A 22,743-nucleotide genomic window follows, 5' to 3' on the forward strand; every position below is an offset into this window, starting at 1 on the left:
TTCGGCTCCATGCGTTTGTTTGCTCTTTTGCGCGTTTTTTCCTCATCCAGCTTAAGGACAAGCCTATGTTCGCGTCGGCCAATACCGCGCATTTCGACCTGCTGATCCCTGCCGTGCGCAATGATTTCAAGGTGCTCGCTTTTCACGGTACGGAAACCATCAGCGCCTTGTATGCGATCAAGGTTGAGCTGGTCAGCGAGTATCCGGATGTTGATCTGGAAAGCTTGCTCAGCCAGCCAGCCTTTCTGCGGTTCGGCCTCAACGGTGAAGGTATCCACGGACGTATCGAAGATGTGTTGGTCGGGGAAGCCGGCAAGCGCCTGACCCATTATCAGATGACCCTGGTGCCAGCGCTGCACTACTTGCAGTTCAGCCACAACCAGCGGATTTTTCAGGACCAGAGCGTGCCGCAGATCGTGAAGCAAGTGCTCGAGGAGCACGGCATCCTGGCCGATGCGTTCACCTTCAATGTCAGCACCAGTCCCACGCGTGAATATTGCACGCAATATTTTGAAAGCGATTTCGAACTGATTCAGAGGCTGTGCAGCGAAGACGGGATTGCCTGGCACCACCAACACAGCCAGGACGGCCATCACCTGGTCTTCAGCGACGATCAGACCTGGTTTCCCACGTTGGGCCAAACACCCTATCAGCAAGGTTCAGGCATGGTGGCGGAGCACCCGGTGGTCAGCCAGTTCTCCATGCGTTTGAGTACCCGAACCAGCACGACCACGCGCCGAGGCTATGACTTTAAACGTCCGAGCCTGTTGCCGGAAGTCCACTTCACGGCCGAGTTCCTTCCGGCACTCGAGGACTACCGCTACCCGGTGCTGATCGAAAATGAAAAACTCGGCAAACAGCTGGCCCGCCAGGCGCTGGAGCGGCATCGCAGCGACTACCAACTGGCCGAAGGCAAAAGCGACCAGCCGAACCTGCGCAGCGGCCATTTTTTCAACCTGATCGAGCATCCGCGTCAGCCGTACAACGATTTGTGGCTACTGCTCAGCGTGACCCACGAAGGCCAGCAGCCGCAGGTGCTTGAGGAATCGGTCACTAGCGACACCAAACCCGAAGACGGCTTCACCCAAGGCTATCGCAACAGCTTCAGGGCGATTCCCTGGGACGTGTTCTACCGTCCGCCATTGCTGTTGCGTCCCTCGATGCTGGTTTGCCAGACCGCCCGTGTCACCGGTCCGGCGAGGGAAGAAATCCATTGCGATGAATACGGTCGGGTCAAGGTCGAGTTCCATTGGGACCGCGCCGAACTGAACAGCGACAAGAGCAGTTGCTGGCTGCGGGTGTCGTCGAGCTGGGCCGGAGCGGGATTCGGTGCGGTGACCATACCGCGCATCGGCATGGAAGTGCTGGTGACCTTTCTGGAGGGCAATCCCGACCAGCCTTTGATTACCGGGTGCGTGCCGAACAAGGTCACCTGCGTGCCGTACCCTTTGCCGGAACACAAAACCAAAACCGTGCTGCGCAGCCACAGCTCGCCGGCCAATGGCGGCTACAACGAGCTGTCGATTGAAGACCGGGCCGGGCAGGAAAAAATCCTTCTACACGCCCAGCGCGACATCGAACAACGGGCCCTTAACGACAGTCATAGCCTGATCGGCAACGACCGTTTTGAACAGGTTGATAACAACAGCTCCAGCCTGATCAAGGGCGATGAGCTGCACACCACCCAAGGCCTGCGTAATACCACTGTCGGCGGCAATGAGCTGATCTCCATCACCGGCAACAGCAGCACCACGGCAGGCGGCACGCTGGTGATTCAGGCCGGTACACAGGCCCATGTCACCGCCGCCAATGTGGTGATCGATGCGCAGATTAGCCTGACACTCCAGGCGGGTGGCCAGCACATCGTCATGAACTCTGCAGGGATTTTCAGCAGCGTGCCGATCGTTGAGGGAGGTGCGCCGGTTGCGGGTATTCCGCCGTTACAGGCGATACAGGCGTTGGTCAGCTCACCGCAAGTTGTTGTCGCCAATCCGATGTCCATCATGACCGCCGCCAAACAGCAAGCAGTGGATTACTGCCCGCTCTGCGAGGCCTGTCGCAATGGCCTTTGCAGCATTGGAGAGCACGCATGAAGCCTGTGGAACAATGGCTGCGTGCGCAAGCCGAACAAGGACGCCACATCTACCTGGTGCTGGACTCTGATGGACAACTCGATGAGCGCAATGCACTGATCGCCGAACTGGGCAGCGACCAGTATCGCAACCTGTACGTCGGCACACCGGCGGACTCATTGGCGGATGTGGCCCCATACCTTTTTCAGCTTGAGTCAGCAGAACACCCAGCTCTCCAGGCACTCCTGAATGCCCCCGAACGCAATTGGGGCTGGTTGGCCAGCGCAGAGAACAACGACCTCTGTGCACTGGCCACCCATTGGCAAGAGCGTCTTGTTACCGGAGAGCGGCCGAACCAGGCGCTCTACCGTTTTCACGATAACCGCGTGCTGGGACGCGCGTTAGCTTATCTGCAATCCGGGCAAAACCCCGAATACCTCGGACCAATAGCCAGTGTGTGTTATTGGCAGGCTGAGCAGTGGATCGTCACCGACAACCCTGAGCCTGGCCAGTATCCGCTGCCAAGCGCTCCAGCATGGCTGAGTACTCCAACGCCAGAAGCTATCTGCGCGAATGTGCAGTTCGACAACAGCCGCCGCTACTTGATGCGAGAGCATACGGACACCCTGGTCAGGCTTGCCGAGCAGCAAAATATCGATACCTGGCTCCGTGGCCAGCTCGATCTGGCACGTACCTGGGGCTGGCAAGAGCCTGAGCACATTCATTTTTTATTGACGCAGAGCTTGCATGCACCGGGTTTCGCTCCCCCCAAACGCTGGTTGCCTCAGCCAAACGAGAACCCGATGCTGCATTTTGAACGCTTGCATCAGGAAGTACTGTATTGGCAGGGAGACGCCGTATGAAACGAGGGATTCAAAGCCTGACCCTTGGTGGCTGCCTGGTGCTTGCCGTGGGCTGTACTGCCACAGGCAAGTTGGACACTTTTACCTTTACCACCGATCTGCCACCTGACTTCACTTACGACTTAAAGGCCACGTATGTTCCCGCCACCGGGGAAACCTGCAGCGTACCCAGTGGGAGGAATACGCAACTTGGATTCAATAACCTGAATCAGGAATACAAGCCCAGCTCTGAAATAGTGCTGCATCGGACGGTGAGTGGCTGCCCGCTGATGTTGAACTTCGTAGAAATCAATGTCACGGGGATCATTGGCAGAAGGCAAAAACGCACCTACAGCGCCTATGACTTTGCCGGATTCGCGGTGCGCCCCGAACTGCTGGGGCGCACAAAAGGCACTTTCAACGCAGCCGGGGAAAGTGAGTTCTCCGGGCAGTGCCAGTGGTTGTTCCGCACGATTGGCCCCAAGCGCTACATCACCAAAATTCTCACCTGCAGAAACACTGATACGCAGGGCAACGTTACCCAAGGCCATCCCTTTGCGGCGTACACCCTGGACCAACTGCCGGGCAAAACAGTGAGACTGAAGATCAAGCTCGCGGAGGAAGAGAGACCTTACATGAAGGATACATGGGTCAAGGTCGCCGGCGGTTGGAAGCGCTGCATGGGCGAGAACTTTGAAGACCAATATGCATTTTGCTATGGCAATTACAAAGACTTCAGCACGTTCCGAATGGTGGATGAGCGTGTCTGCACCATTTACCCCGGTTGTACTGAAAACAAGGACGAGACCCCATGACTTACAAACCTTTGCCGGGAAGTGACAAAGGGTCTTTTGGTGCGCCTCACCCAAGCGTTGGGCACCACATTCAAACGACTCCCCGACGCTGCATTTTGACGCTCCGTATACGGCGAATGATGCAAAGCCTGACCCTTGGAGGCTGCCTGGTGCTTGCCGTGGGTTGTACTGCCCCAGGCCGGTCGGACACTTTTACTTTTACCACCGATCTGCCACCTGACTTCACTTACGACTTAAAGGCCACCTATGTTCCCGCCACCGGGGAAACCTGCAGCGTACCCGGGGGCAAGAATACGCAACTGGGATTCAATAACCTGAATCAGGAATACAAGCCCACCTCTGACATCGTGTTGTACCGGACAGTAAGCGGCTGCCCGCTGATGTTGAACTTCGTAGAAATCAATGTCACGGGGATTATGGGCAGGGATCAAAAGCGCGCCTACAGCACTTATGACTATGCCGGATTCGCGGTACGCCCCGAACTGCTGGAACGCACCAAAGGTACTTTCAATGCGGCCGGGGAAAGTGAGTTCTCCGGGCAGTGCCAGTGGTTGTTCCGCACGATCGGCCCCAAGCGCTACATCACCAAAATCCTCACCTGCAGAAACACGGATGCCCAGGGCAACGTTACCCAGGGCCACCCCTTTACGGCGTACACCCTGGACCAACTGCCGGGCAAAACTGTAAGGCTGAAGATCAAGCTGGCCGATGAAGAAGAGCCCTATATGGGGGATACCTGGGTCAAGGTGCCTGGTGGCTGGAAGCGATGTATGGGCAAAGGTTTTGAAGACCAGCACGCTTTTTGTTATGGCAACTACAAAGACTTCAGCACCTTCCGAATGGTGGATGAACGTGTCTGCACCATTTACCCCGGCTGTACTGAAAACAAGGACGAGACCCCATGACTTACAAACCTTTGCCGGAAAGTGAAAAAGGGTCTTTTGGTGGCCATATCCATGCGTGCCCAGTAAGTGGTCACTCAAGCAGCTTTCAGTTGGTGGATGAGTTCGGTGATGGCAAGCCCTATGCGGGTTTGACTTATGAGGTCACGGATTACGAAGACGTCGTCTACACCGGAACACTGGATGCTGCCGGTGCGGGTAAGGTAGACAATCACTTTTGCGGCCCGGTAGTGCTCAAACTGAGCCAGTCCTACCAAGGGACTAATGATGACTACAACGAACTAATGCGCAGGAAGCATTACCCTCTACCCATCACCGAGCTGCAAGCGCGTGCCGAGAGCACCCGCTTCTTCAACAAAACAGGCATCCGCACGCAACGTAATCCCGCCCAGGACAAAGCCGGTGTTTATTGCCAGGTTGAAGTCAGTGAGTTGGTGGAACATATCGCCCATTTGCCACCCCTGGCCAAGCGCAATTTCCCACCCAACAAGTATGTGCATGCGCTGTTTCGACAGCCGTCCGAAACGAAAACATCCACGACACGGAGCGTTCGTGCTCCGGACGACGGGATGGGCGGAGTCATCACCCCGACTTATATGGCCGTGGCAGAACTGGGGTTCGCTCCGCCACCGCCGACCACGAAGGGCATTGCCCTGTTGCCGAACAGGCACCATGTGCTGGAAGTACGCCCACTGCGCGCGCTACGGCCGATGTTGTCGACCGGTAACGAGTTCTGCGCGCTCAACCTGTATCAACTGGCATTGATGGCGACCCTGAGTTACACCGACTTTGCCCAGAACCCGAACGCACAACCGGTGGAAACTGACAGTGTGGGATTTCCGACTCAGCCGAGCAGCGGCAATTGGTTCGGTCATGCCCTGGCGCAATTTGACGAACTGTGGCAAGTGGATGCCTCGCAGGCCGAGGGCAAGGCGTATTACCCCTTGTATGAGGAGGTGCCTTATTCCAAACGCCTGGAAGTCGTGCCGTTCGATCCGCAGCTGTACCCCGAGGTTAACGCTCCTCTGTTGGGTAATGCGCAGGAAAACCCAGCCAGGCTGCATTGTCTGGATGATCGAAATCAACCCAATAGCACGGACACCCAGGCCTTCATCACCCATCACGACGAACTGATTCTGATCTCGGTGCGTGGAACCAGTGAGGTTTTGGAAGACGGCCTCCGTGATGCCGATGCACGCCAGGTGCCCTTTGAAGAGGGGGTGGGCAAGGTGCATAATGGGTTTTATGGGGCGGCCAGGGTGGCCATGAAATTTGTCGCTGTTTATCTGGAAAAATTCTACAGCGGGCAAAAACTGGTGATCACCGGGCACAGCCTGGGTGGAGCGATCGCACTGATCCTGGCTGAGATGCTGCAACGTGATAAACGGTTTACGGTAGATATCGTTCTCTATACCTATGGCGCCCCACGCGCCGGCGACAAAACCTTTGTCGAAGGTGCCCGCGCGCTGGTCCATCACCGCATCGTCAACCATAACGACCCTGTGCCGAGTGTCCCCGCGCCATGGATGAACACCTCACATCCGAAGCTTCTTGCCGCGAGCGGGGTAGTGATTCTCCTCAGTGCACCCATTGGCCTAGCGTTGCTCATCACGGGCATCGTCAACTTCAAGGGCGAGCCCTACGCTCATCACGGAGAAATGCGCCATTTCATGCCGGTGAACTTCGGCGCGGGACAAAAGTCCTCCATCCTCTGGACTCCGGCCTCCAGTGTCATCGTTGATCATGGCTTGGCCAGGGTGCTGCGGGAAATCGAAGGGTTGCCCGTGCGCGGATCATTTCTGCGCCAGTTGGTGGATAGCTCAGATCACAGCATGGTTGCCAGCTACATCCCCAACTGCTGGGCGAGCCTGCGTCGCTGGCAGGAATCACGACAATTGAATCGCTCGCTGGTTACCGATCGTGAGTTTAAATGGATTGATGATGCTTTAAACAGCATCACCCTACAATTGCGTGATTTTGAGCGCGGTCTGACACCGAGTCACCGAGCCGTTGTTAATCAACAAGAGGCAGAAGCCCGCCGACTTCGTAACGAAATCGAGCAACTGCAAATGACACGGGGCCGGCTGGTCAGGTTGAGAGAAGAAAGAATCACCGAGGCGGATATTTATGGCCGATTCGCAGGCCGGCCCGAATTGTTGGCGGAAAGTCTGCCTCGCTGGAAGTCCCACCCGGAAAATACTGCACCGGAGCAACTGGCAATGATCCCTCCACCGGCCGACGATGATGACCGGGCGATTGCGGCCATAACCGGTGGTTACACAGCGGGTGCACCCATTCACCTGGATCTTGATTCGATTACCTGGCGCTGACTCGTCCGGCAATACAGTTCTTGCAGGGTTGCCGGCTTTGAATAAGTTTTGATGCCGGCCCAGCAAAGTTCCATGTAGGCACACTAATACTAAAAAGTCTGAATACGAATGTGGGCGATGATGCCGATATTCAATGGTTTGATATAACTCCGTCAGGAAGATGGTTGTATTTTAGTTGGAAGGAAATATCTGATTATCCTCCAGAAGGATTGGCAACCAGCTTCCACGATATGCAACTGACGATTGAGCCTGAGTGCCTAAAACTGTCCAAAGACGACAGCTGTGTGTGCTTTCGTCGTAAATGAACCTTGTGGGTATTTTGATGCAGGTAAGGACGAGGAGGACTGCCGGGGCACGACGCTATCACGGCTCGGTTCGATGGATGGTGAGTGTTAGTTCGAGGGTAGCGCAATACTCGCGATCTGCTTTTAGGGCGATTCCTTCGCCTTTTAGAGACAATTCCTACAACAATTTATGTTGCAAACCTCGATACTCAACGTTCCTTCAAGGGCCATCGGTTTAACCATGGCGGCCGTATTTTCAAGGCCGTATCTGGATCGCTGAAGCCAAACTAAAAACTCCACGGATGGAATGTGGAACAGGGAATTCACCTGGAGTGTCTTACTCAAGCAAACTATCGGTTCATTATCTTGAGCTTGCGAAGTCGGCTGTTGGCGAGCGGTGTTTTGCCGGTGAAGACGTTCGTTTTTCGAGCGAGTTCGAGGCATTGGAAGACGAGTTGGCCAAAGCCCAATCGATGCATGAAAGCGGGCAGGTCGACTGGCTCAAAGTGCAAGAAACCGGTGAGGTCCTGCTCCATACTCAATCCAAAGACTTGCGTGTTGCGAGCTGGGTGACGTGGGCGCTGTATCAGCGTGAATCCTTTCCTGGCCTGGTGGCCGGTTGTGGTCTCTTGCATCACCTGTGTGAGCATTCGTGGTCGCACCTCCACCCCGTCAAAGGGCGAACCCGTGCTGCGGCAGTCAGCTGGCTGGTGCCACGTCTTGAACAAGTGCTCACTGAGAGTGTCGCGATCAAAGAGCAGTTACCGCTGTTCCGACGTCTGGTCGAACACCTTGAAGGCCTCGACGCCGCCTGCACAGAACACCTGGGTGACGATGCGCCGCTGCTGTTGCCGATCACTCGCCGCTTGAAAAGTATGGTCCAGCGTGCCGCCGACAATCAGCCAGAACCCGGCGTGGTGGGCGCCGCGGTGGCTCAGGTCAAACAGGCCGCCACGCAGTTGTTCATGTCCGGCGCACCGATCGACAACGAAAAAGAAGCCCACAAGGCCCTGCGCACTCAGCAAGAGGCCGCCCGACCGTTGTGTGCGTGGTGGCTCAAGCAGAAAGCCACCGACCTGCGCGCCTTACGCCTCAATCGCACGCTCCTGTGGTTGCCCATCGATGCCGTCCCTGAACGTAATGCCGAGCAAATCACCGTACTGCGCGGTTTGCCGACGGACAAGCTCAAGGATTATCAGGACCGATACGACCAGTCTCAGTACGCCGACCTGTTGGTCGAGCTGGAGGCGAGCCTGGCGAAGGCGCCGTTTTGGTTCGATGGCCAGCGGATGGTCTGGGAATGCCTTCAGGGCTTGAACGCCGAGATGGCGATGCGCGAAGTGGAAATCCATTTCGCACTGTTGATTCAGCGCCTGCCTGGCATCGTCGAATTGCGTTTCCACGATGGTGCCCCGTTTGCCGATCCGACCACTCGGGCATGGATCGCCGCCAACGTCATGCCACACCTGCAAACCGCCAGTGCGCCGCGCAAAGTCGAAGTCGCCGACACCCAGTCGGCCTGGGAACTGGCCCTGGAAGAAGTCCTGCCCATTTTACGCAAGGACGGCCTCAAGACCGCTGTGCAAACGCTCAAGCAGGGATTGCAAAGTGCCCAAGGCGGGCGCGTTCGATTCTTCTGGCAGTTCGCCCTTGCGCGGCTGTGTTTCATGGCCAAGAAATACGAACTGGCCAAGACCCAACTCGAAACCCTCGACCAGACACTACAGGACTCAGGCCTGAACGCGTGGGAGCCCGATCTTGCGCTGCAAGTGCTGCATTTGCTGCATAGCTGCTGCGAGTTGTTACCGCAGAACCATGCCGTACGTGAGCGCAAGGATGAGATTTTTCGCAGGCTGTGCCACCTCGATCTCGAAGTGGTACTCGAATAGGCCCCTGGGCCACAACCGCAAGGAGAAATGCCATGGCCAAAGAAGGCTCGGTAGCCCCCAAGGAACGCATCAACGTCACCTTCAAACCTGCCACCGGTGGTGCACAGGAAGAGATCGAACTGCCGTTGAAACTATTGGCAATCGGTGACTACACCCACCGCAAGGACGAACGCAAAGTCGAAGATCGCAAGCCGATCAGCATCGACAGGATGACCTTCGATGACGTGCTGGCCAAGCAAGAGCTGAGCCTGACACTGAGCGTACCGAACCGTCTTCAGGAAGACAGCGACACTGAAGAACTGGTCGTGAAGGTACGCATCGACTCGATGAAGGACTTCAACCCGGCCGCGCTGGTCGAACAAGTGCCTGAGCTGAAAAAGCTGATGGAGCTGCGCGACGCGCTGGTGGCCCTCAAAGGCCCGCTGGGTAACGCGCCGGCGTTTCGCAAAGCCATCGAAGGCGTACTCGCCGACGACGAATCCCGTGGTCGTGTACTGGGTGAACTGGGCCTGAACGCCGCCGCCCAAAACGTCTGAGACCCCATCAGTCAAGGAAGCCAGCAATGAGCACTAGCGCAGCACAGCAAAAGAGCAACGAGAACAGCCAATACAGCATTCTCGACAGCATCATCGCCCAAACCCGTCTGACTCCGAACGATGAAGCCTACAACATCGCCAAGCGCGGCGTGTCGGCGTTCATCGAAGAACTGCTCAAGCCGCAGAACAACGGTGAACCGGTCAAGAAAGCCATGGTTGACCGCATGATCGCCGAGATCGATGCCAAGCTCAGCCGTCAGATGGACGAAATCCTCCACCACCGGGACTTCCAGTCCCTGGAATCGTCGTGGCGTGGCCTGCAATTGCTGGTAGACCGCACCGATTTTCGCGAAAACATCAAGATTGAAATCCTCAACGTTTCCAAAGAAGACCTGCTGGACGACTTCGAAGATTCGCCGGAAGTGATGCAGGCTGGCCTGTACAAGCACATCTATACCGCTGAATACGGTCAGTTCGGTGGTCAGCCAGTGGGCGCGATCATCGCTAACTACTTCATGTCGCCAAGCTCCCCGGACGTAAAGCTGATGCAGTACGTGTCCAGTGTTGCCTGCATGTCCCATGCGCCGTTCATTGCCGCGGCCGGCCCACAATTCTTTGGCCTGGAAAGCTTCACCGGTCTGCCGGACCTGAAAGATCTGAAAGATCACTTCGAGGGCCCGCAATTTGCCAAATGGCAGAGCTTCCGTACCTCTGAAGACTCCCGTTACGTTGGTCTTGCCGTACCGCGCTTTTTGCTGCGCAATCCGTACGACCCGGAAGAAAACCCGGTCAAATCGTTCGTGTACAAAGAAACCGTCGCCAATAGCCACGAACACTACCTGTGGGGCAACACGGCCTACGCGTTCGGTACCAAGTTGACCGATAGCTTCGCCAAATTCCGCTGGTGTCCGAACATCATCGGCCCGCAAAGCGGTGGCGCGGTGGAAGACCTGCCGTTGCACCACTTCGAAAGCATGGGCGAAATCGAAACCAAGATTCCTACAGAAGTATTGGTTTCCGACCGTCGTGAATATGAACTGGCCGAGGAAGGCTTCATCTCCCTGACCATGCGCAAAGGCTCCGACAACGCGGCGTTCTTCTCCGCAAGCTCAGTACAAAAGCCAAAGTTCTTTGGCAACAGTGCAGAAGGCAAGACGGCCGAACTGAACTACAAGCTCGGCACCCAACTGCCGTACATGATGATCGTCAATCGCCTGGCTCACTACTTGAAAGTGCTGCAGCGCGAGCAACTCGGTTCGTGGAAAGAGCGTACCGATCTTGAGCAGGAACTGAACAATTGGATCCGCCAATACGTGGCCGACCAGGAAAACCCGAGCGCCGAAGTCCGTGGCCGTCGTCCACTGCGCGCTGCCCGGATCATCGTCAGCGATGTTGAAGGCGAGCCTGGTTGGTACCGCGTCAACTTGAACGTGCGCCCACACTTCAAGTACATGGGTGCCGATTTCACCCTGTCGCTGGTTGGCAAGCTGGACAAAGAGTAAGCGAAGCCTCACTCATGACCGGATACGGCAGCCTTTTCGAACGCCTGAGTGGCGACGTGGACAAACGCGCCGGCTGGAGCCGTGAGGCCTGCGCAATGGCGTCCGTGGCTGCCCATCTGGCCAAGATGCTCAGCACCCGTGCGGGCAGCGTGCAAACACTGTCCGATTACGGGCTACCCGATCTCAATGATATGCGTCTGAGCCTGCACGACTCTCTGAGTCAGGCCCGTCTGGCTATCGAAAAGTTCATTGAAGCCTACGAGCCACGCCTGAGCAATGTGCAGGTCATCTCCCTGCCGCCTGACCACGATCAGCTTCGCCTGTCCTTCCGTATCGAAGGTCTGCTGGAAGTCGAAGGTTTCAAGCGCCAGGTCAGTTTCGCCGCGCGCCTGGATGGCCGTGGACAAGTCACCGTCAGCTAACGACCTACAGGAAACGCTGTGTCCTTTAACCACTACTACCAAAGCGAACTCACGGCCCTGCGTCAGTTAGGCCGTCGATTCGCCGAGCGCAACCCCGCCTTAGCGCCTTTTCTGGGGCAGGCCGGCCGCGATCCGGACGTGGAGCGGTTGCTGGAAGGCTTTGCGTTTCTGACCGGGCGTCTGCGTCAGAAGCTCGACGATGAATTGCCTGAGGTTAGCCACTCGCTGATGCAATTGCTGTGGCCCAACTATATGCGGCCGCTGCCGGCGTTCAGCATTTTGCAGTTCGACCCGCTGAAACGCTCCGGGCCGGCGGTGATGGTAGAACGCGATACGCCGGTTGAGAGTGAACCGGTCGATGATGTGCGTTGTCGTTTCCGCACGTGCTACCCGACCGAAGTCCAGGCGCTGGACCTGACCGCACTGACGTATTCGGTGAAAGGTGACGGTTCACTGTTGAGCTTGCGGCTGGAGATGAGCGCCGATGGTCATCTGGGTGAGATGGCGCTGAGCCGTTTGCGTCTGCACTTTGCCGGCGAGCGTTACATCAGCCAGATGCTTTACTTCAGTTTTTTGCGCAATCTCGAAGGCATCGAGTTGATCCCGCTGGATGGCACCGGCAAACCCATCAACGGTATCAACGGCAAACCAATGGCGTTCAAGATGCCAGGCAAACGTGTGCAGCCGGTGGGCTTTGCCGAAGAAGAAGCGTTGATCCCGTATCCGCTGAACACCTTCCGCGGCTATCGCTACCTGCAAGAGTATTTCGCCTTCCAGGACAAATTCCTGTTCGTCGATGTCAACGGTCTGGACCTGCTCAAGGCGCTGCCGGAAGACTCCCTCAAACAGATGCGCGGCATGGAATTGCGCTTCGACATTCGCAAGAGCGGCATCTTGCGCATGCGCCCGACCCTGGACAATGTGAAGCTGTATTGCACGCCCATCGTCAACCTGTTCAAGCGCGATGCGTTGCCGATCCGCCTCGACGGCAAGCAGGACGAATACCTGTTGCTGCCCGCCGAATCCGGCCTGGAAAACTGCGGCGTGTTTTCCGTGGAAACCGTTACTGGCTGGAAGCCCGGCGGCCTCGGTTATCAGGAATACGTACCGTTTGAATCCTTTGAACACGACCCGAGTTTTGACGTGCCCACCAGCCGTGCGCATTACAGCATTCGTCAGCGTTCGTCCCTGCTGCACGACGGCCTCGACACGTACCTGAGCTTCGGCATCCGCCACACCGAAGCCCAAGAGACCCTGTCGATCGAGTTGATGTGTACCAACCAGAACCTGCCGCGCAGACTCAAACTCGGCGACATCCGCAAGCCCTGCAAAGAGACACCGGAGTTCCTCAGTTTCCGCAACATCACCCCGGCCACGTCGAGTTTCGCGCCGCCGCTGAACCGTGACTTCCTCTGGAAGCTGATCAGCAACATGTCGCTCAACTATCTGTCCCTGGCTGACGTCAATGCGTTGAAGGTGATTCTCGAAACCTACGACTTGCCGCGCTACTACGACCAGCACGCGGAGAAGGTCAGCAAACGCCTGCTCGGCGGCCTCAAGCACATCAAGCATCACCACGTGGATCGTCTGCACCGTGGCCTGCCGGTACGCGGTTTGCGCACCGAGCTGACCATCGATCCGCAAGGCTATATCGGTGAAGGCGACCTGTTCGTGTTCGCTTCGGTTCTTAACGAGTTTTTCGCGCTTTACGCCAGTCTCAATTCGTTTCACGAGCTGCAGGTAAAAAGTACACAGGGGGAGGTGTACCAATGGACACCACGTATGGGCCTGCAGCCCCTGCTTTAAGCGGGCTGACCCGGGTAATTCGCGAGTACTCGCTGTTTCAGGCCGTGCTGCTGGTGATCGACCGGCTGCGCGTGGAGCTCCCGTACCTGAGCGAAGATGATCTGTATGACCAGCTGGAATTCCAGGCCAATCCGAGCCTGGGTTTCCCCGGCAGTGACGTTGATCGCGTGGAGTTTTTCGAAGAGCACGGGCAGATGCGCGCGCGTCTGCGTTTCAACCTGATCGGCCTGGTCGGTTCCGGTTCGCCGCTGCCGGCGTTCTACGGCGAACAGGCCCTGGGCGACAGCGAAGACGGCAACCCGACCCGCAACTTCTTCGACCTGTTTCACCATCGCCTGCAACGGCTGATGCTGCCGATCTGGAAAAAATACCGCTACCGCGCAAGCTTCCAGAGCGGCGCCCTCGACCCGTTCTCGGCGCAGCTGTTTGCCTTGATCGGTCTGGGCGGCGAAGAGATCCGCAAGGCCAAGGAACTGAACTGGAAACGCCTGCTGCCGTACCTCGGCTTGCTCAGCTTGCGGGCGCACTCGGCGGCGCTGATCGAAGCGGTGCTGCGTTACTACTTCAAGCATGCCGAACTGACCATCGAGCAGTGCATCGAGCGTCGCGTCGAAATCCTCGACGAGCAGCGCAATCGCTTGGGCCGCGCCAACAGCCTGCTCGGCGAAGACCTGGTGCTGGGCGAACACGTGCGCGACCGCAGCGGCAAGTTCCGCATCCACATCCGCGAACTCGACTGGCAACGCTTCCACGAATTCCTGCCGATCGGTTTCGGCTACCAGCCGCTCTGTGCGCTGGTGCGGTTCACCCTGCGTGACCCGCTCGATTACGACATTCGCCTGGTGTTGCGCCAGGAAGAAATCCGCGAACTGCGCATCGGTGAACAAAACGCCTGTCGCCTGGGATGGACCAGTTGGCTCGGCCGCGAAAAAGCGGACGGCGTGGTGACCCTGGGCAGCAAAATTCATTAAGGACAGATGACCAATGATCAACGTAGACCTGCAACAACTTATCCAGGCGCTGGACGCCGAAACCCGTCGTGACCTGGAAAGTTCGGCCGAACGCTGCGTCGCCCGTGGCGGCAGTAAGATTCTCGTCGAAGACTTGCTGCTGGGCTTGCTGGAGCGCCCGCAAGGCTTGCTCGCACGCGCGCTGCAAGACGCCGAAGTGGATGCCGGTGAGCTGAGCGCCGCGTTGCAATCGCGGGTCGAGCACAGCGCTTCGCGCAACCCGGTGTTCGCCCCGGAACTGGTGCAGTGGCTGCAAGACGCGTTGCTGGTGGCCAACCTTGAACTGGGCCAGAGCCAGGTCGAGCAAGCCGCGTTGATCCTCGCACTGTTGCGCAACCCGATGCGCTACGCCGGCAGCCGCTACCAGTCATTGCTGGCCAAGCTGAACATCGAACGCCTGAAAGAATTCGCCCTGTCGCAGAAAGAACAACCGGCCACCGGCAAACCTGCCGTGCCGGGCGAATCGCTGCTGCAGCGCTTCACCCACAACCTGACTCAACAGGCCCGCGACGGCAAACTCGACCCGGTGCTGTGCCGCGATGGCGCGATCCGGCAGATGGTCGACATCCTCGCCCGTCGCCGCAAGAACAACCCGATCGTGGTCGGTGAAGCCGGCGTCGGCAAAACCGCCATCGTCGAAGGCCTGGCCTCGCGCATCGCCGCCGGTGAAGTGCCGAAAGTCTTGAAAGGCGTTGAGTTGCTGTCGCTGGACATGGGCCTGCTGCAGGCAGGCGCCAGCGTCAAAGGTGAATTCGAGCGTCGCCTCAAAGGCGTGATCGACGAAGTCAAAGCCTCGCCGAAACCAATCATCCTGTTCATCGACGAAGCCCACACACTGATCGGCGCGGGCGGCAACGCCGGCGGTTCCGACGCGGCCAACCTGCTCAAGCCAGCCCTGGCCCGTGGCGAGTTGCGCACCATCGCTGCGACTACCTGGGCGGAGTACAAGAAGTACTTCGAAAAAGACCCGGCCCTGGCCCGCCGTTTCCAACCGGTGCAGCTGCACGAACCGACCGTCAGCGAAGCGGTGACCATCCTGCGTGGCCTGGCTCAGGTTTACGAGAAGAGCCACGGCATCTACCTGCGCGATGACGCGGTGGTTGCGGCAGCCGAGTTGTCCGCCCGTTACCTCGCTGGCCGTCAGCTGCCGGACAAAGCCGTCGATGTCCTCGACACAGCGTGCGCCCGCGTACGCATCAGCCTCGCCGCCGCCCCGGAAAGCCTCGAACGCTTGCGTGGCGAACTGGCTGAAGGTGGCCGTCAGCGTCAGGCCCTGCGCCGTGATGCCGAGGCCGGTCTGCTGATCGATCACGAAGCGCTGGACGCTCTGGAAGATCGCCTGGCTGCCGCCGATGACGAAAGGGTCGCGCTGGAAACCCTTTGGACCGAGCAGAAAGAACTGGCCGAGCGCCTGCTGGACCTGCGTCAGCAATTGGCCAAGGCGCGCGAAGCCGCCGCCGTCGAGCCTACTGTCACGGTTGAAGAAGATGCCGAAGGCACCGTGATCGAAACGCTGCCGGTGGACGAAGCGCAAAGCGTCGAAACGCTGGAAAGCGCACTCAACGAAACTCACAAAGCCCTGACCGAACTTCAGATCAAAGAACGTCTGGTGAGCTTCGAAGTCTGCCCGCGTCTGGTCGCCGAAGTGATCAGCGCCTGGACCGGCGTGCCATTGGCGCAACTGGCACGCAAACACAACGCCAAGGTCGCGAGTTTCGCCACCGATTTGCGCACGCGCATCCGTGGTCAGGAACAAGCCGTTCACGCACTGGACCGCTCAATGCGCGCCACCGCTGCCGGCCTGAACAAACCTGATGCGCCAGTTGGCGTGTTCCTGCTGGTCGGCCCGAGTGGCGTCGGCAAGACCGAAACCGCACTGGCACTGGCGGACTTGCTGTACGGCGGCGATCGTTTCATCACTACCATCAACATGTCCGAGTTCCAGGAAAAACACACCGTTTCGCGCCTGATCGGTGCGCCGCCGGGCTACGTCGGTTACGGCGAGGGCGGCATGCTCACCGAAGCCGTGCGCCAGAAGCCGTACTCCGTCGTCCTGCTCGACGAAGTCGAAAAGGCTGACCCGGACGTGCTGAACCTGTTCTACCAAATCTTCGACAAGGGCGTGGCCAACGACGGCGAAGGGCGCGAGATCGACTTCCGCAACACGCTGATCCTGATGACCTCGAACCTGGGCAGCGATCGCATCGCCGAGCTCTGTGAAAACGGCGCGCGGCCGTCGGCCGAAGTACTCGAAGAAACCATTCGCCCGGTGCTGAGCAAACACTTCAAACCGGCGCTGCTGGCGCGCATGCGTGTGGTGCCTTACTACCCGGTCGGTGGCCCGGTGCTGCGCGAGCTGATCGAAATCAAACTCGGCCGTTTGGGCGAGCGCCTGAACCGTCGTCAGCTGGATTTCACTTACTCGCAAGACCTCGTCGATCACCTGGCAGATCGCTGCACCCAGAGCGACAGCGGCGCGCGCCTCATTGACCATTTGCTCGACCTGCACGTGCTGCCGTTGGTGGCCGATCGCTTGCTCGATGCGATGGCCACGGGCGAAAGCCTCAAGCGTGTCCACGCGACACTCGACGGCAACTCCAGCGTGACCTGCGAGTTCGCCTGAGGTGGGTGTGATGTTCACTCAAGTGCCGCAACCACTGGTCTATGCCGAAGCCTTGCTGGCGCAATTCGCCAGCCTGTCGCGGGCGGCGGACGGTGCTGCGCTGCTGGGTGACTTCGTGCGCGGCTTGGCCGAGCTCAGCGGTTGCGAGTTGACGCAGCTGTACCTGCTGGACGCGACTCACACGTGCCTGGGGATGAACGCCGAATGCCTCAACGGCATCCTGCAACCCCGGGAAGCGGCGAGCCTGCCGGCGGATTACAACGGTGAACAACTGCTGCAATTCGCCCTGTGCCAGAACCGCGTGGTGTGCCTCAGCGAGCTGAGCGGCAGCCTGCACGAAACCAGTTTCCTGCCGCCTCAGGCCATGCCTTGGCAGTCGCTGTTGTGTGTGCCGCTGGTCAATCAGCAGAAAGCCGTCGAAGGCTTGCTGCTGTGCGCCAGTCGCCGGCACATCGACTTGCAAGGCTTTGCCGATTCCCTCGGGCAACTCGGTTCGTTCGTGCTTGGCCAACTGCATTTGCTGCAACGTCTACGTCAGCCAACCGGTGATGTGCGGCCAGTGAAGGTCAGCGTCCCAAGCGCCAGCGGTTACGGTTTGATCGGCAAGAGTTCGGCCATGCGCCAGACCTGTTCGCTGATCAGCAAAGTCCTGCACAGCCCGTATACCGTGCTGCTGCGCGGCGAAACCGGCACCGGCAAGGAAGTGGTGGCGCGAGCGATTCACGATTGCGGCCCGCGCCGTTCCCAGGCGTTCATCGTGCAGAACTGCGCGGCGTTCCCCGAGAACCTGCTGGAAAGCGAACTGTTCGGCTACCGCAAAGGTGCGTTCACCGGTGCTGATCGCGACCGTGCCGGGTTGTTCGACGCGGCCAACGGCGGCACCTTGCTGCTCGATGAAATCGGCGACATGCCGTTGTCCCTGCAAGCCAAATTGTTGCGGGTTCTGCAGGAAGGCGAGATCCGCCCGTTGGGCTCCAACGACACCCACAAAATCGACGTGCGCATCATCGCCGCGACTCACCGGGATTTGTCGGTGCTGGTCAGCGAAGGCAAATTCCGCGAGGACCTGTACTACCGCCTCGCGCAATTCCCGATCGAGTTGCCGGCCCTGCGTCAGCGCGAAGGCGACATCCTCGACCTGGCCCGGCACTTCGCCGACAAGGCGTGCTCGTTCTTGCAGCGCGATGCAGTGTGCTGGTCCGATGCGGCGCTGGATCACCTGTCCGGTTATGCCTTCCCCGGCAACGTGCGAGAACTCAAAGGCCTGGTCGAACGCGCGGTGCTGCTGTGCGAGGGCGGTGAGTTACTGGCCGAACATTTCTCTCTGCGCATGGAAGCCATGCCGGAAGACAGCAGCGGCCTGAACTTGCGCGAACGCCTGGAGCAGGTCGAACGCAGTCTGCTGCTCGATTGCCTGCGCAAAAACGACGGCAATCAGACCCTCGCGGCCCGCGAACTCGGGCTGCCGCGCCGCACGCTGCTGTATCGCCTCGGGCGCCTGAATATCAATTTGGGTGATTTCGATGGGTAGGCAAACGACCGTCGATTTCACCTTATCCGCTTCTAACAGCGCCGCCCAAACGGGTCGGCGCTTTGTACTTTGTCTACCCCTGGAGACCCTCTGATGTCTGTTCGTCACTGGCAAGCCGTCCTGCTGACCCTCGTCGTTCTATGCGGCCTCGGCGGCTGTAGCGGCAATTACAAATACAACGACAACACCTATCGCCCATTGGGTGATCCGCAGGCGGTCAATCGCGGCAAGTGACCGCAAGGAGTATCACCATGGAACTGGTTTTCGAAATGCTCAACACCAAGCAGTTCGTGCCCACGGATTTGTGCCAGAAGACCTTCAAACAGGCCGGTGGCGTGATCGGGCGGGGTGAGGATTGCGACTGGATCATCCCCGACCGCAAGCGTCACCTGTCCAATCACCACGCGGTGATCAGCTACCGCCAAGGCACGTTTTTCCTGACCGATACCAGCAGCAACGGTATCCAGGACAGCGAAAGCGGCGCACGCCTGCGCAAGGGCGAAGCGATGCGCATCGAGCACGGCAGTGTCTACGTGCTGGGTGACTTCGAGATCCGTGCGCGGCTGGTGCGCGACCCGGCGACCTTCGACGTTGAAGTAGGCCGCCCGCAAGCGGCGGGCAGCATCATTCCGGACGATGCGTTTCTCGATCTCGACCCGCTCAATGCCCTCGATCAGCAAGAGCGCGTGTATTCGGAAATCGACGAGCTGATCTCCCCGAGCACGACCCTCTCAGACACCCGTCAGCGCGCCGACTATGCGCGTATCGACATGGAAAGCCTGATGGTGCCGGAGTTGATCAACGCCCCGGCAGAGCCAGCCCCTGCGCCACCGCCCAAAGCGGTCGAGCGTCAGAGCGAAGGTTTCTGGGAGCACTTCGGTGCGACGCTGGGCGTGGACCTCAAAGGCCTCGAGCACGACGCCCGCGAAGCCCTGGCGCTGAACGCTGCACGCCTGCTCAAGCAAAGCGTCGGCGGTTTGCAGCAGAGCCTGCGCACCCGCAGCGAACTGAAAAACGAACTGCGTCTGGCCCAGACCACCGTGCAAGGCCCCCAAAAGAACCCGCTGAAATTTGCCGTCGATGCCGGCGAAGCGCTGGGCATTTTGTTGCAGCCGAACAAGCCGGGTCAGTTGCCGGCCGAACAAGCAATTTCCCGTGCGTTCCGCGATTTGCAGGCGCATCAGGTGGCCTTGCTGACCGCCAGCCGCGCCGCCGTTCGCGGCACGCTGGAGCACTTCTCGCCCCAGCAATTGACCCTGCGTTTCGAACGCGACAACAAGCCGTTGCTCGCCACGTCCGGCAGTCGCTGGAGAGCTTACGGTCGTTATCACCAGGCCCTGCGTCAGGACGATGACTGGAGCGAGCGCCTGCTGGCCCGCGACTTCGCTCAAGCCTACGAAGAACAGATCCGCCTGATTTCCACCCTTCACACCGACCACCAAGGATGATGCGCATGTCTCGCTGCTCGACCGCTTTTTTCAAGACGCTGACGGCGTTCGCGGCCCTGGTGCTGCTGGCCGGTTGCTCGTCGCTGTCGCCGTATTCCCACGTCACCAAGCTCAACCTGAAGCTGACCGCCAGCGATCAGCTGAACCCGGACCTCAACGGGCGTCCGTCGCCGATCGTTGTGCGTCTGTTCGAGCTCAAGCATCCGGTGACGTTCGAGAACGCTGATTTCTTCAGCCTGTACGAGCGCGCCAAGGAATCCCTGGCCCCAGACCTGGTGGCCAGCGAAGAAATCGAGCTGCGTCCAGGTGAAACCGTGGAGATGAAACTCAGCGTGGAAGAGGGCAGTCGCTACGTCGGCATCCTCGCCGCCTACCGCGATCTGCCGGAAACCAAATGGCGCTACACGGTGCAAGTCACCCCGGTGGAAGTCACCGACGCTGATCTGACCCTCGACCAGGCCGGTATTCGCAACAGCAACGAAACGCTCGCCAAGGCGGATGACTGATCATGAATTCCCATAAAGTGATTTGGCAGGAAGGCATGCTGCTGCGCCCGCAGCACTTCCAGCACAACGATCGCTACTACGACCACCAGATGAAGACCCGCACTCAGTTGCTGGGCAGCTACACCTGGGGCTTCCTGAACCTGGACATCGACTTGCAGTTCCTCAACATGGGCAAACTGGTGATCAGCCAGGCCTCGGGGATTCTGCCGGACGGCAGCCTGTTCGAACTCGGTGGCAACACCGAACCGCTGGCGCTCGACGTACCGCCGAACACCGGTAACACGCCGATCTACCTGGCGCTGCCGCTGGTCACCGGCAACCACATCGAGTCGCGTCGTCCGGAGCAATCCGACGTGCTGGCGCGCTACACCGCGTACGAAGCGGAAGTCGCCGATTCCAACGCCGGCGACGATTCTGCCAGCCAGGTCAGCTGCGGCCGCCCGGACTTCAAACTGTTGCTCGGCGAGCAGCAGAGCGACCAGGCCTACGTGAAACTGAAGATCTGCGAAGTGCTCGACACCACGCCCGACGGCGTGATCAGCCTCGACCCGGACTTCGTCCCGACCTATATTCAGGCGCATTCGTCCAGCTACCTGCTGTCGTGCCTGAAAGAAGTGATCAGCATGCTCGGCCACCGGGGCGACACCATCGCCGAGCGGATCCGCTCCAACGGCAAAGTCGGTGGCGCGGAAGTCGGCGACTTCATGATGCTGCAACTGATCAACCGCACCGAACTGCTGCTGCGCCACTACCTCGGCCTGGAGCAGGTTCACCCGGAAGAGTTGTACCGCACGCTGCTGACCATGCTCGGCGATCTGGCGACCTTCTCCAGCGACAGCAAACGCCCGCGCCTGGACAGCCGTTACCAGCACAGCGACCAGGGCGCGAGTTTCCGCAAGCTGATGGAAGCGATTCGTCAGGTACTGTCGATGGTGCTCGAACAGCACGCCATCGAACTGGTGCTGCAAGCGCGTCAGTACGGGATCATCGTCTCGCCGTTGCACGACCACAAACTGCTGGGCTCGGCCTCGTTCGTGCTCGCCGCCAGCGCCAACTGCGACTCCGAAGAACTGCGCCATCGCTTGCCGGCGCACCTCAAGGTCGGCCCGGTGGAGCGCATCCGCCAACTGGTCAACCTGCATTTGCCGGGCATCAAGGTCAAACCGTTGCCGGTGGCCCCGCGGCAGATCGCGTTCCACTCCAACAAAACCTATTTCATTCTCGAACTCAGTTCCGAAGACCTGGCACAACTCGAGCGCTCCGGCGGCTTCGCGTTCCACGTGTCCGGCGAATTCGCCGAGCTTGAACTGAAATTCTGGGCCATCAGGAACTGACCGACATGATCAAGGACATGGAACATACCCAGGACGATAAAACCGTCCTGCTCGACCGCCAGGGCCAGGGCCACGGCCCGGCGCAGAGTCCGCTGACCGATTTCGCTGCACCGCCGCGTTTTGAACAGCTGGAAGAACGGATGATCTACGCCGCGCGTTTGCGCCCGGCCGAAGCGTTCAACATCAGCCTCAATTCGCTGGTCGCAGCCGCCTCCGACTTGTTGTCGGAAGTGGTGCGACTCAAGCACAGCGACACTCGCGAAGACATGTACGCGCTCAACGAGCGACTGACCGCCGGGCTGAAACTGTTTGAAGTGCGGGCGCTGCACAACGGCGCCGAAAGCAGCCAGGTGATGGCCGCCCGTTACGTGCTCTGCACCGTGGTCGACGAAGCCGTCGTGACCACGCCGTGGGGCAACGAAAGCGAGTGGTCGCAGATGAGCCTGCTCAGCAGTTTCCACAACGAAACCTTCGGCGGCGAGAAGTTCTTCCAGCTGCTGGATCGCCTGTCGAAAAACCCGGTCAAGCACCTGCCGATGCTGGAGCTGATGTACCTGTGCCTGTCCCTCGGTTTCGAAGGCAAGTACCGCGTGCAAGCCCGCGGCATGCTCGAGCTCGAAGGCATCCGCGACGCCTTGTATCGCCAGATTCGTCAGTTGCGCGGCGACGTGCCACGTGAGCTGTCGCCGCATTGGGAAGGCTTGAACGATCAGCGCCGCAGCCTGGTGCGCATCGTGCCGGCGTGGATGGTGGTGCTGTTCACCGTGGTTTGCCTGGTGGTGATGTATTCGGGCTTCGCCTGGGTATTGGGCGAGCAACGCGAAACCGTTCTGCAACCTTATCAGCAGCTAGATCCGGCCGCGGTCCAGCCGCAGTCGCAGCCGTAAACAG

Annotated in this window: 18 protein-coding genes; all 18 read left to right on the plus strand. The window is 59.1% G+C overall.

Annotation, left to right across the window (positions count from 1 at the left end; all coding sequences use genetic code 11):
- Positions 1-65 precede the first annotated feature (65 nt).
- The gene (locus tag KGA85_RS02360; protein WP_223542870.1) at positions 66-2,093 is read left to right on the plus strand and encodes a type VI secretion system tip protein VgrG; all 2,028 of its coding nucleotides are present in this window, start codon (positions 66-68) and stop codon (positions 2,091-2,093) included.
- Entirely contained in the window at positions 2,090-2,935 is an 846-nt protein-coding gene (locus KGA85_RS02365) for a DUF4123 domain-containing protein (protein ID WP_223542871.1), read from the plus strand. The genes KGA85_RS02360 and KGA85_RS02365 overlap by 4 nt, the downstream gene beginning before the upstream one ends.
- Positions 2,932-3,729 (plus strand): hypothetical protein, encoded by a 798-nt coding sequence (locus KGA85_RS02370; protein ID WP_223542872.1) that lies wholly within the window; start codon positions 2,932-2,934, stop codon positions 3,727-3,729. The genes KGA85_RS02365 and KGA85_RS02370 overlap by 4 nt, the downstream gene beginning before the upstream one ends.
- A 107-nt stretch (positions 3,730-3,836) precedes the next feature.
- Entirely contained in the window at positions 3,837-4,634 is a 798-nt protein-coding gene (locus KGA85_RS02375; protein WP_223542892.1) for a hypothetical protein, read from the plus strand.
- On the plus strand, positions 4,631-6,961 hold the full coding sequence (locus KGA85_RS02380) for a lipase family protein (RefSeq protein ID WP_223542873.1): 2,331 nt from the start codon (positions 4,631-4,633) through the stop codon (positions 6,959-6,961). The genes KGA85_RS02375 and KGA85_RS02380 overlap by 4 nt, the downstream gene beginning before the upstream one ends.
- Before the next feature lie 616 nt (positions 6,962-7,577).
- Positions 7,578-9,134: a type VI secretion system protein TssA gene (gene tssA / locus KGA85_RS02385; RefSeq protein ID WP_223542874.1), complete on the plus strand. Its 1,557-nt coding sequence runs from the start codon at positions 7,578-7,580 to the stop codon at positions 9,132-9,134.
- Positions 9,135-9,166: 32 nt separating this feature from the next.
- Positions 9,167-9,670: a type VI secretion system contractile sheath small subunit gene (tssB, locus tag KGA85_RS02390; RefSeq protein WP_223542875.1), complete on the plus strand. Its 504-nt coding sequence runs from the start codon at positions 9,167-9,169 to the stop codon at positions 9,668-9,670.
- 26 nt (positions 9,671-9,696) lie between these two features.
- On the plus strand, positions 9,697-11,172 hold the full coding sequence (gene tssC / locus KGA85_RS02395) for a type VI secretion system contractile sheath large subunit (protein ID WP_223542876.1): 1,476 nt from the start codon (positions 9,697-9,699) through the stop codon (positions 11,170-11,172).
- A gap of 14 nt (positions 11,173-11,186) precedes the next feature.
- Positions 11,187-11,594: a type VI secretion system baseplate subunit TssE gene (gene tssE / locus KGA85_RS02400; protein WP_223542877.1), complete on the plus strand. Its 408-nt coding sequence runs from the start codon at positions 11,187-11,189 to the stop codon at positions 11,592-11,594.
- An 18-nt stretch (positions 11,595-11,612) separates the two neighbouring features.
- On the plus strand, positions 11,613-13,400 hold the full coding sequence (gene tssF, locus KGA85_RS02405) for a type VI secretion system baseplate subunit TssF (protein ID WP_223542878.1): 1,788 nt from the start codon (positions 11,613-11,615) through the stop codon (positions 13,398-13,400).
- Positions 13,364-14,371 carry a type VI secretion system baseplate subunit TssG gene (gene tssG / locus KGA85_RS02410; RefSeq protein WP_223542879.1) on the plus strand — a complete coding sequence of 336 codons (1,008 nt, stop codon included), beginning with the start codon at positions 13,364-13,366 and terminating at the stop codon, positions 14,369-14,371. Before tssF ends, tssG begins: the two co-directional genes overlap by 37 nt.
- A gap of 13 nt (positions 14,372-14,384) precedes the next feature.
- Positions 14,385-17,033, plus strand: a complete 2,649-nt coding sequence (tssH, locus tag KGA85_RS02415) for a type VI secretion system ATPase TssH (RefSeq protein WP_223542880.1) — start codon at positions 14,385-14,387, stop codon at positions 17,031-17,033.
- Positions 17,034-17,043: 10 nt separating this feature from the next.
- Positions 17,044-18,564 (plus strand): sigma-54 interaction domain-containing protein, encoded by a 1,521-nt coding sequence (locus KGA85_RS02420; RefSeq protein ID WP_223542881.1) that lies wholly within the window; start codon positions 17,044-17,046, stop codon positions 18,562-18,564.
- Between the two features lie 93 nt (positions 18,565-18,657).
- Positions 18,658-18,798, plus strand: a complete 141-nt coding sequence (locus KGA85_RS02425) for a hypothetical protein (RefSeq protein ID WP_008150087.1) — start codon at positions 18,658-18,660, stop codon at positions 18,796-18,798.
- Between the two features lie 17 nt (positions 18,799-18,815).
- Positions 18,816-20,012, plus strand: coding sequence for a type VI secretion system-associated FHA domain protein TagH (gene tagH, locus KGA85_RS02430; protein ID WP_223542882.1), 1,197 nt, complete (start codon positions 18,816-18,818; stop codon positions 20,010-20,012).
- Between the two features lie 5 nt (positions 20,013-20,017).
- The gene (tssJ, locus tag KGA85_RS02435; RefSeq protein ID WP_008150089.1) at positions 20,018-20,518 is read left to right on the plus strand and encodes a type VI secretion system lipoprotein TssJ; all 501 of its coding nucleotides are present in this window, start codon (positions 20,018-20,020) and stop codon (positions 20,516-20,518) included.
- A 2-nt stretch (positions 20,519-20,520) separates the two neighbouring features.
- Positions 20,521-21,852 carry a type VI secretion system baseplate subunit TssK gene (tssK, locus tag KGA85_RS02440; protein WP_046045022.1) on the plus strand — a complete coding sequence of 444 codons (1,332 nt, stop codon included), beginning with the start codon at positions 20,521-20,523 and terminating at the stop codon, positions 21,850-21,852.
- A 5-nt stretch (positions 21,853-21,857) separates the two neighbouring features.
- Positions 21,858-22,739, plus strand: coding sequence for a type IVB secretion system protein IcmH/DotU (gene icmH, locus KGA85_RS02445; protein WP_223542883.1), 882 nt, complete (start codon positions 21,858-21,860; stop codon positions 22,737-22,739).
- The last annotated feature ends 4 nt before the right edge of the window (positions 22,740-22,743 follow it).

Source organism: Pseudomonas sp. GL-B-12 (assembly GCF_019955895.1).
Classification (GTDB): domain Bacteria; phylum Pseudomonadota; class Gammaproteobacteria; order Pseudomonadales; family Pseudomonadaceae; genus Aquipseudomonas.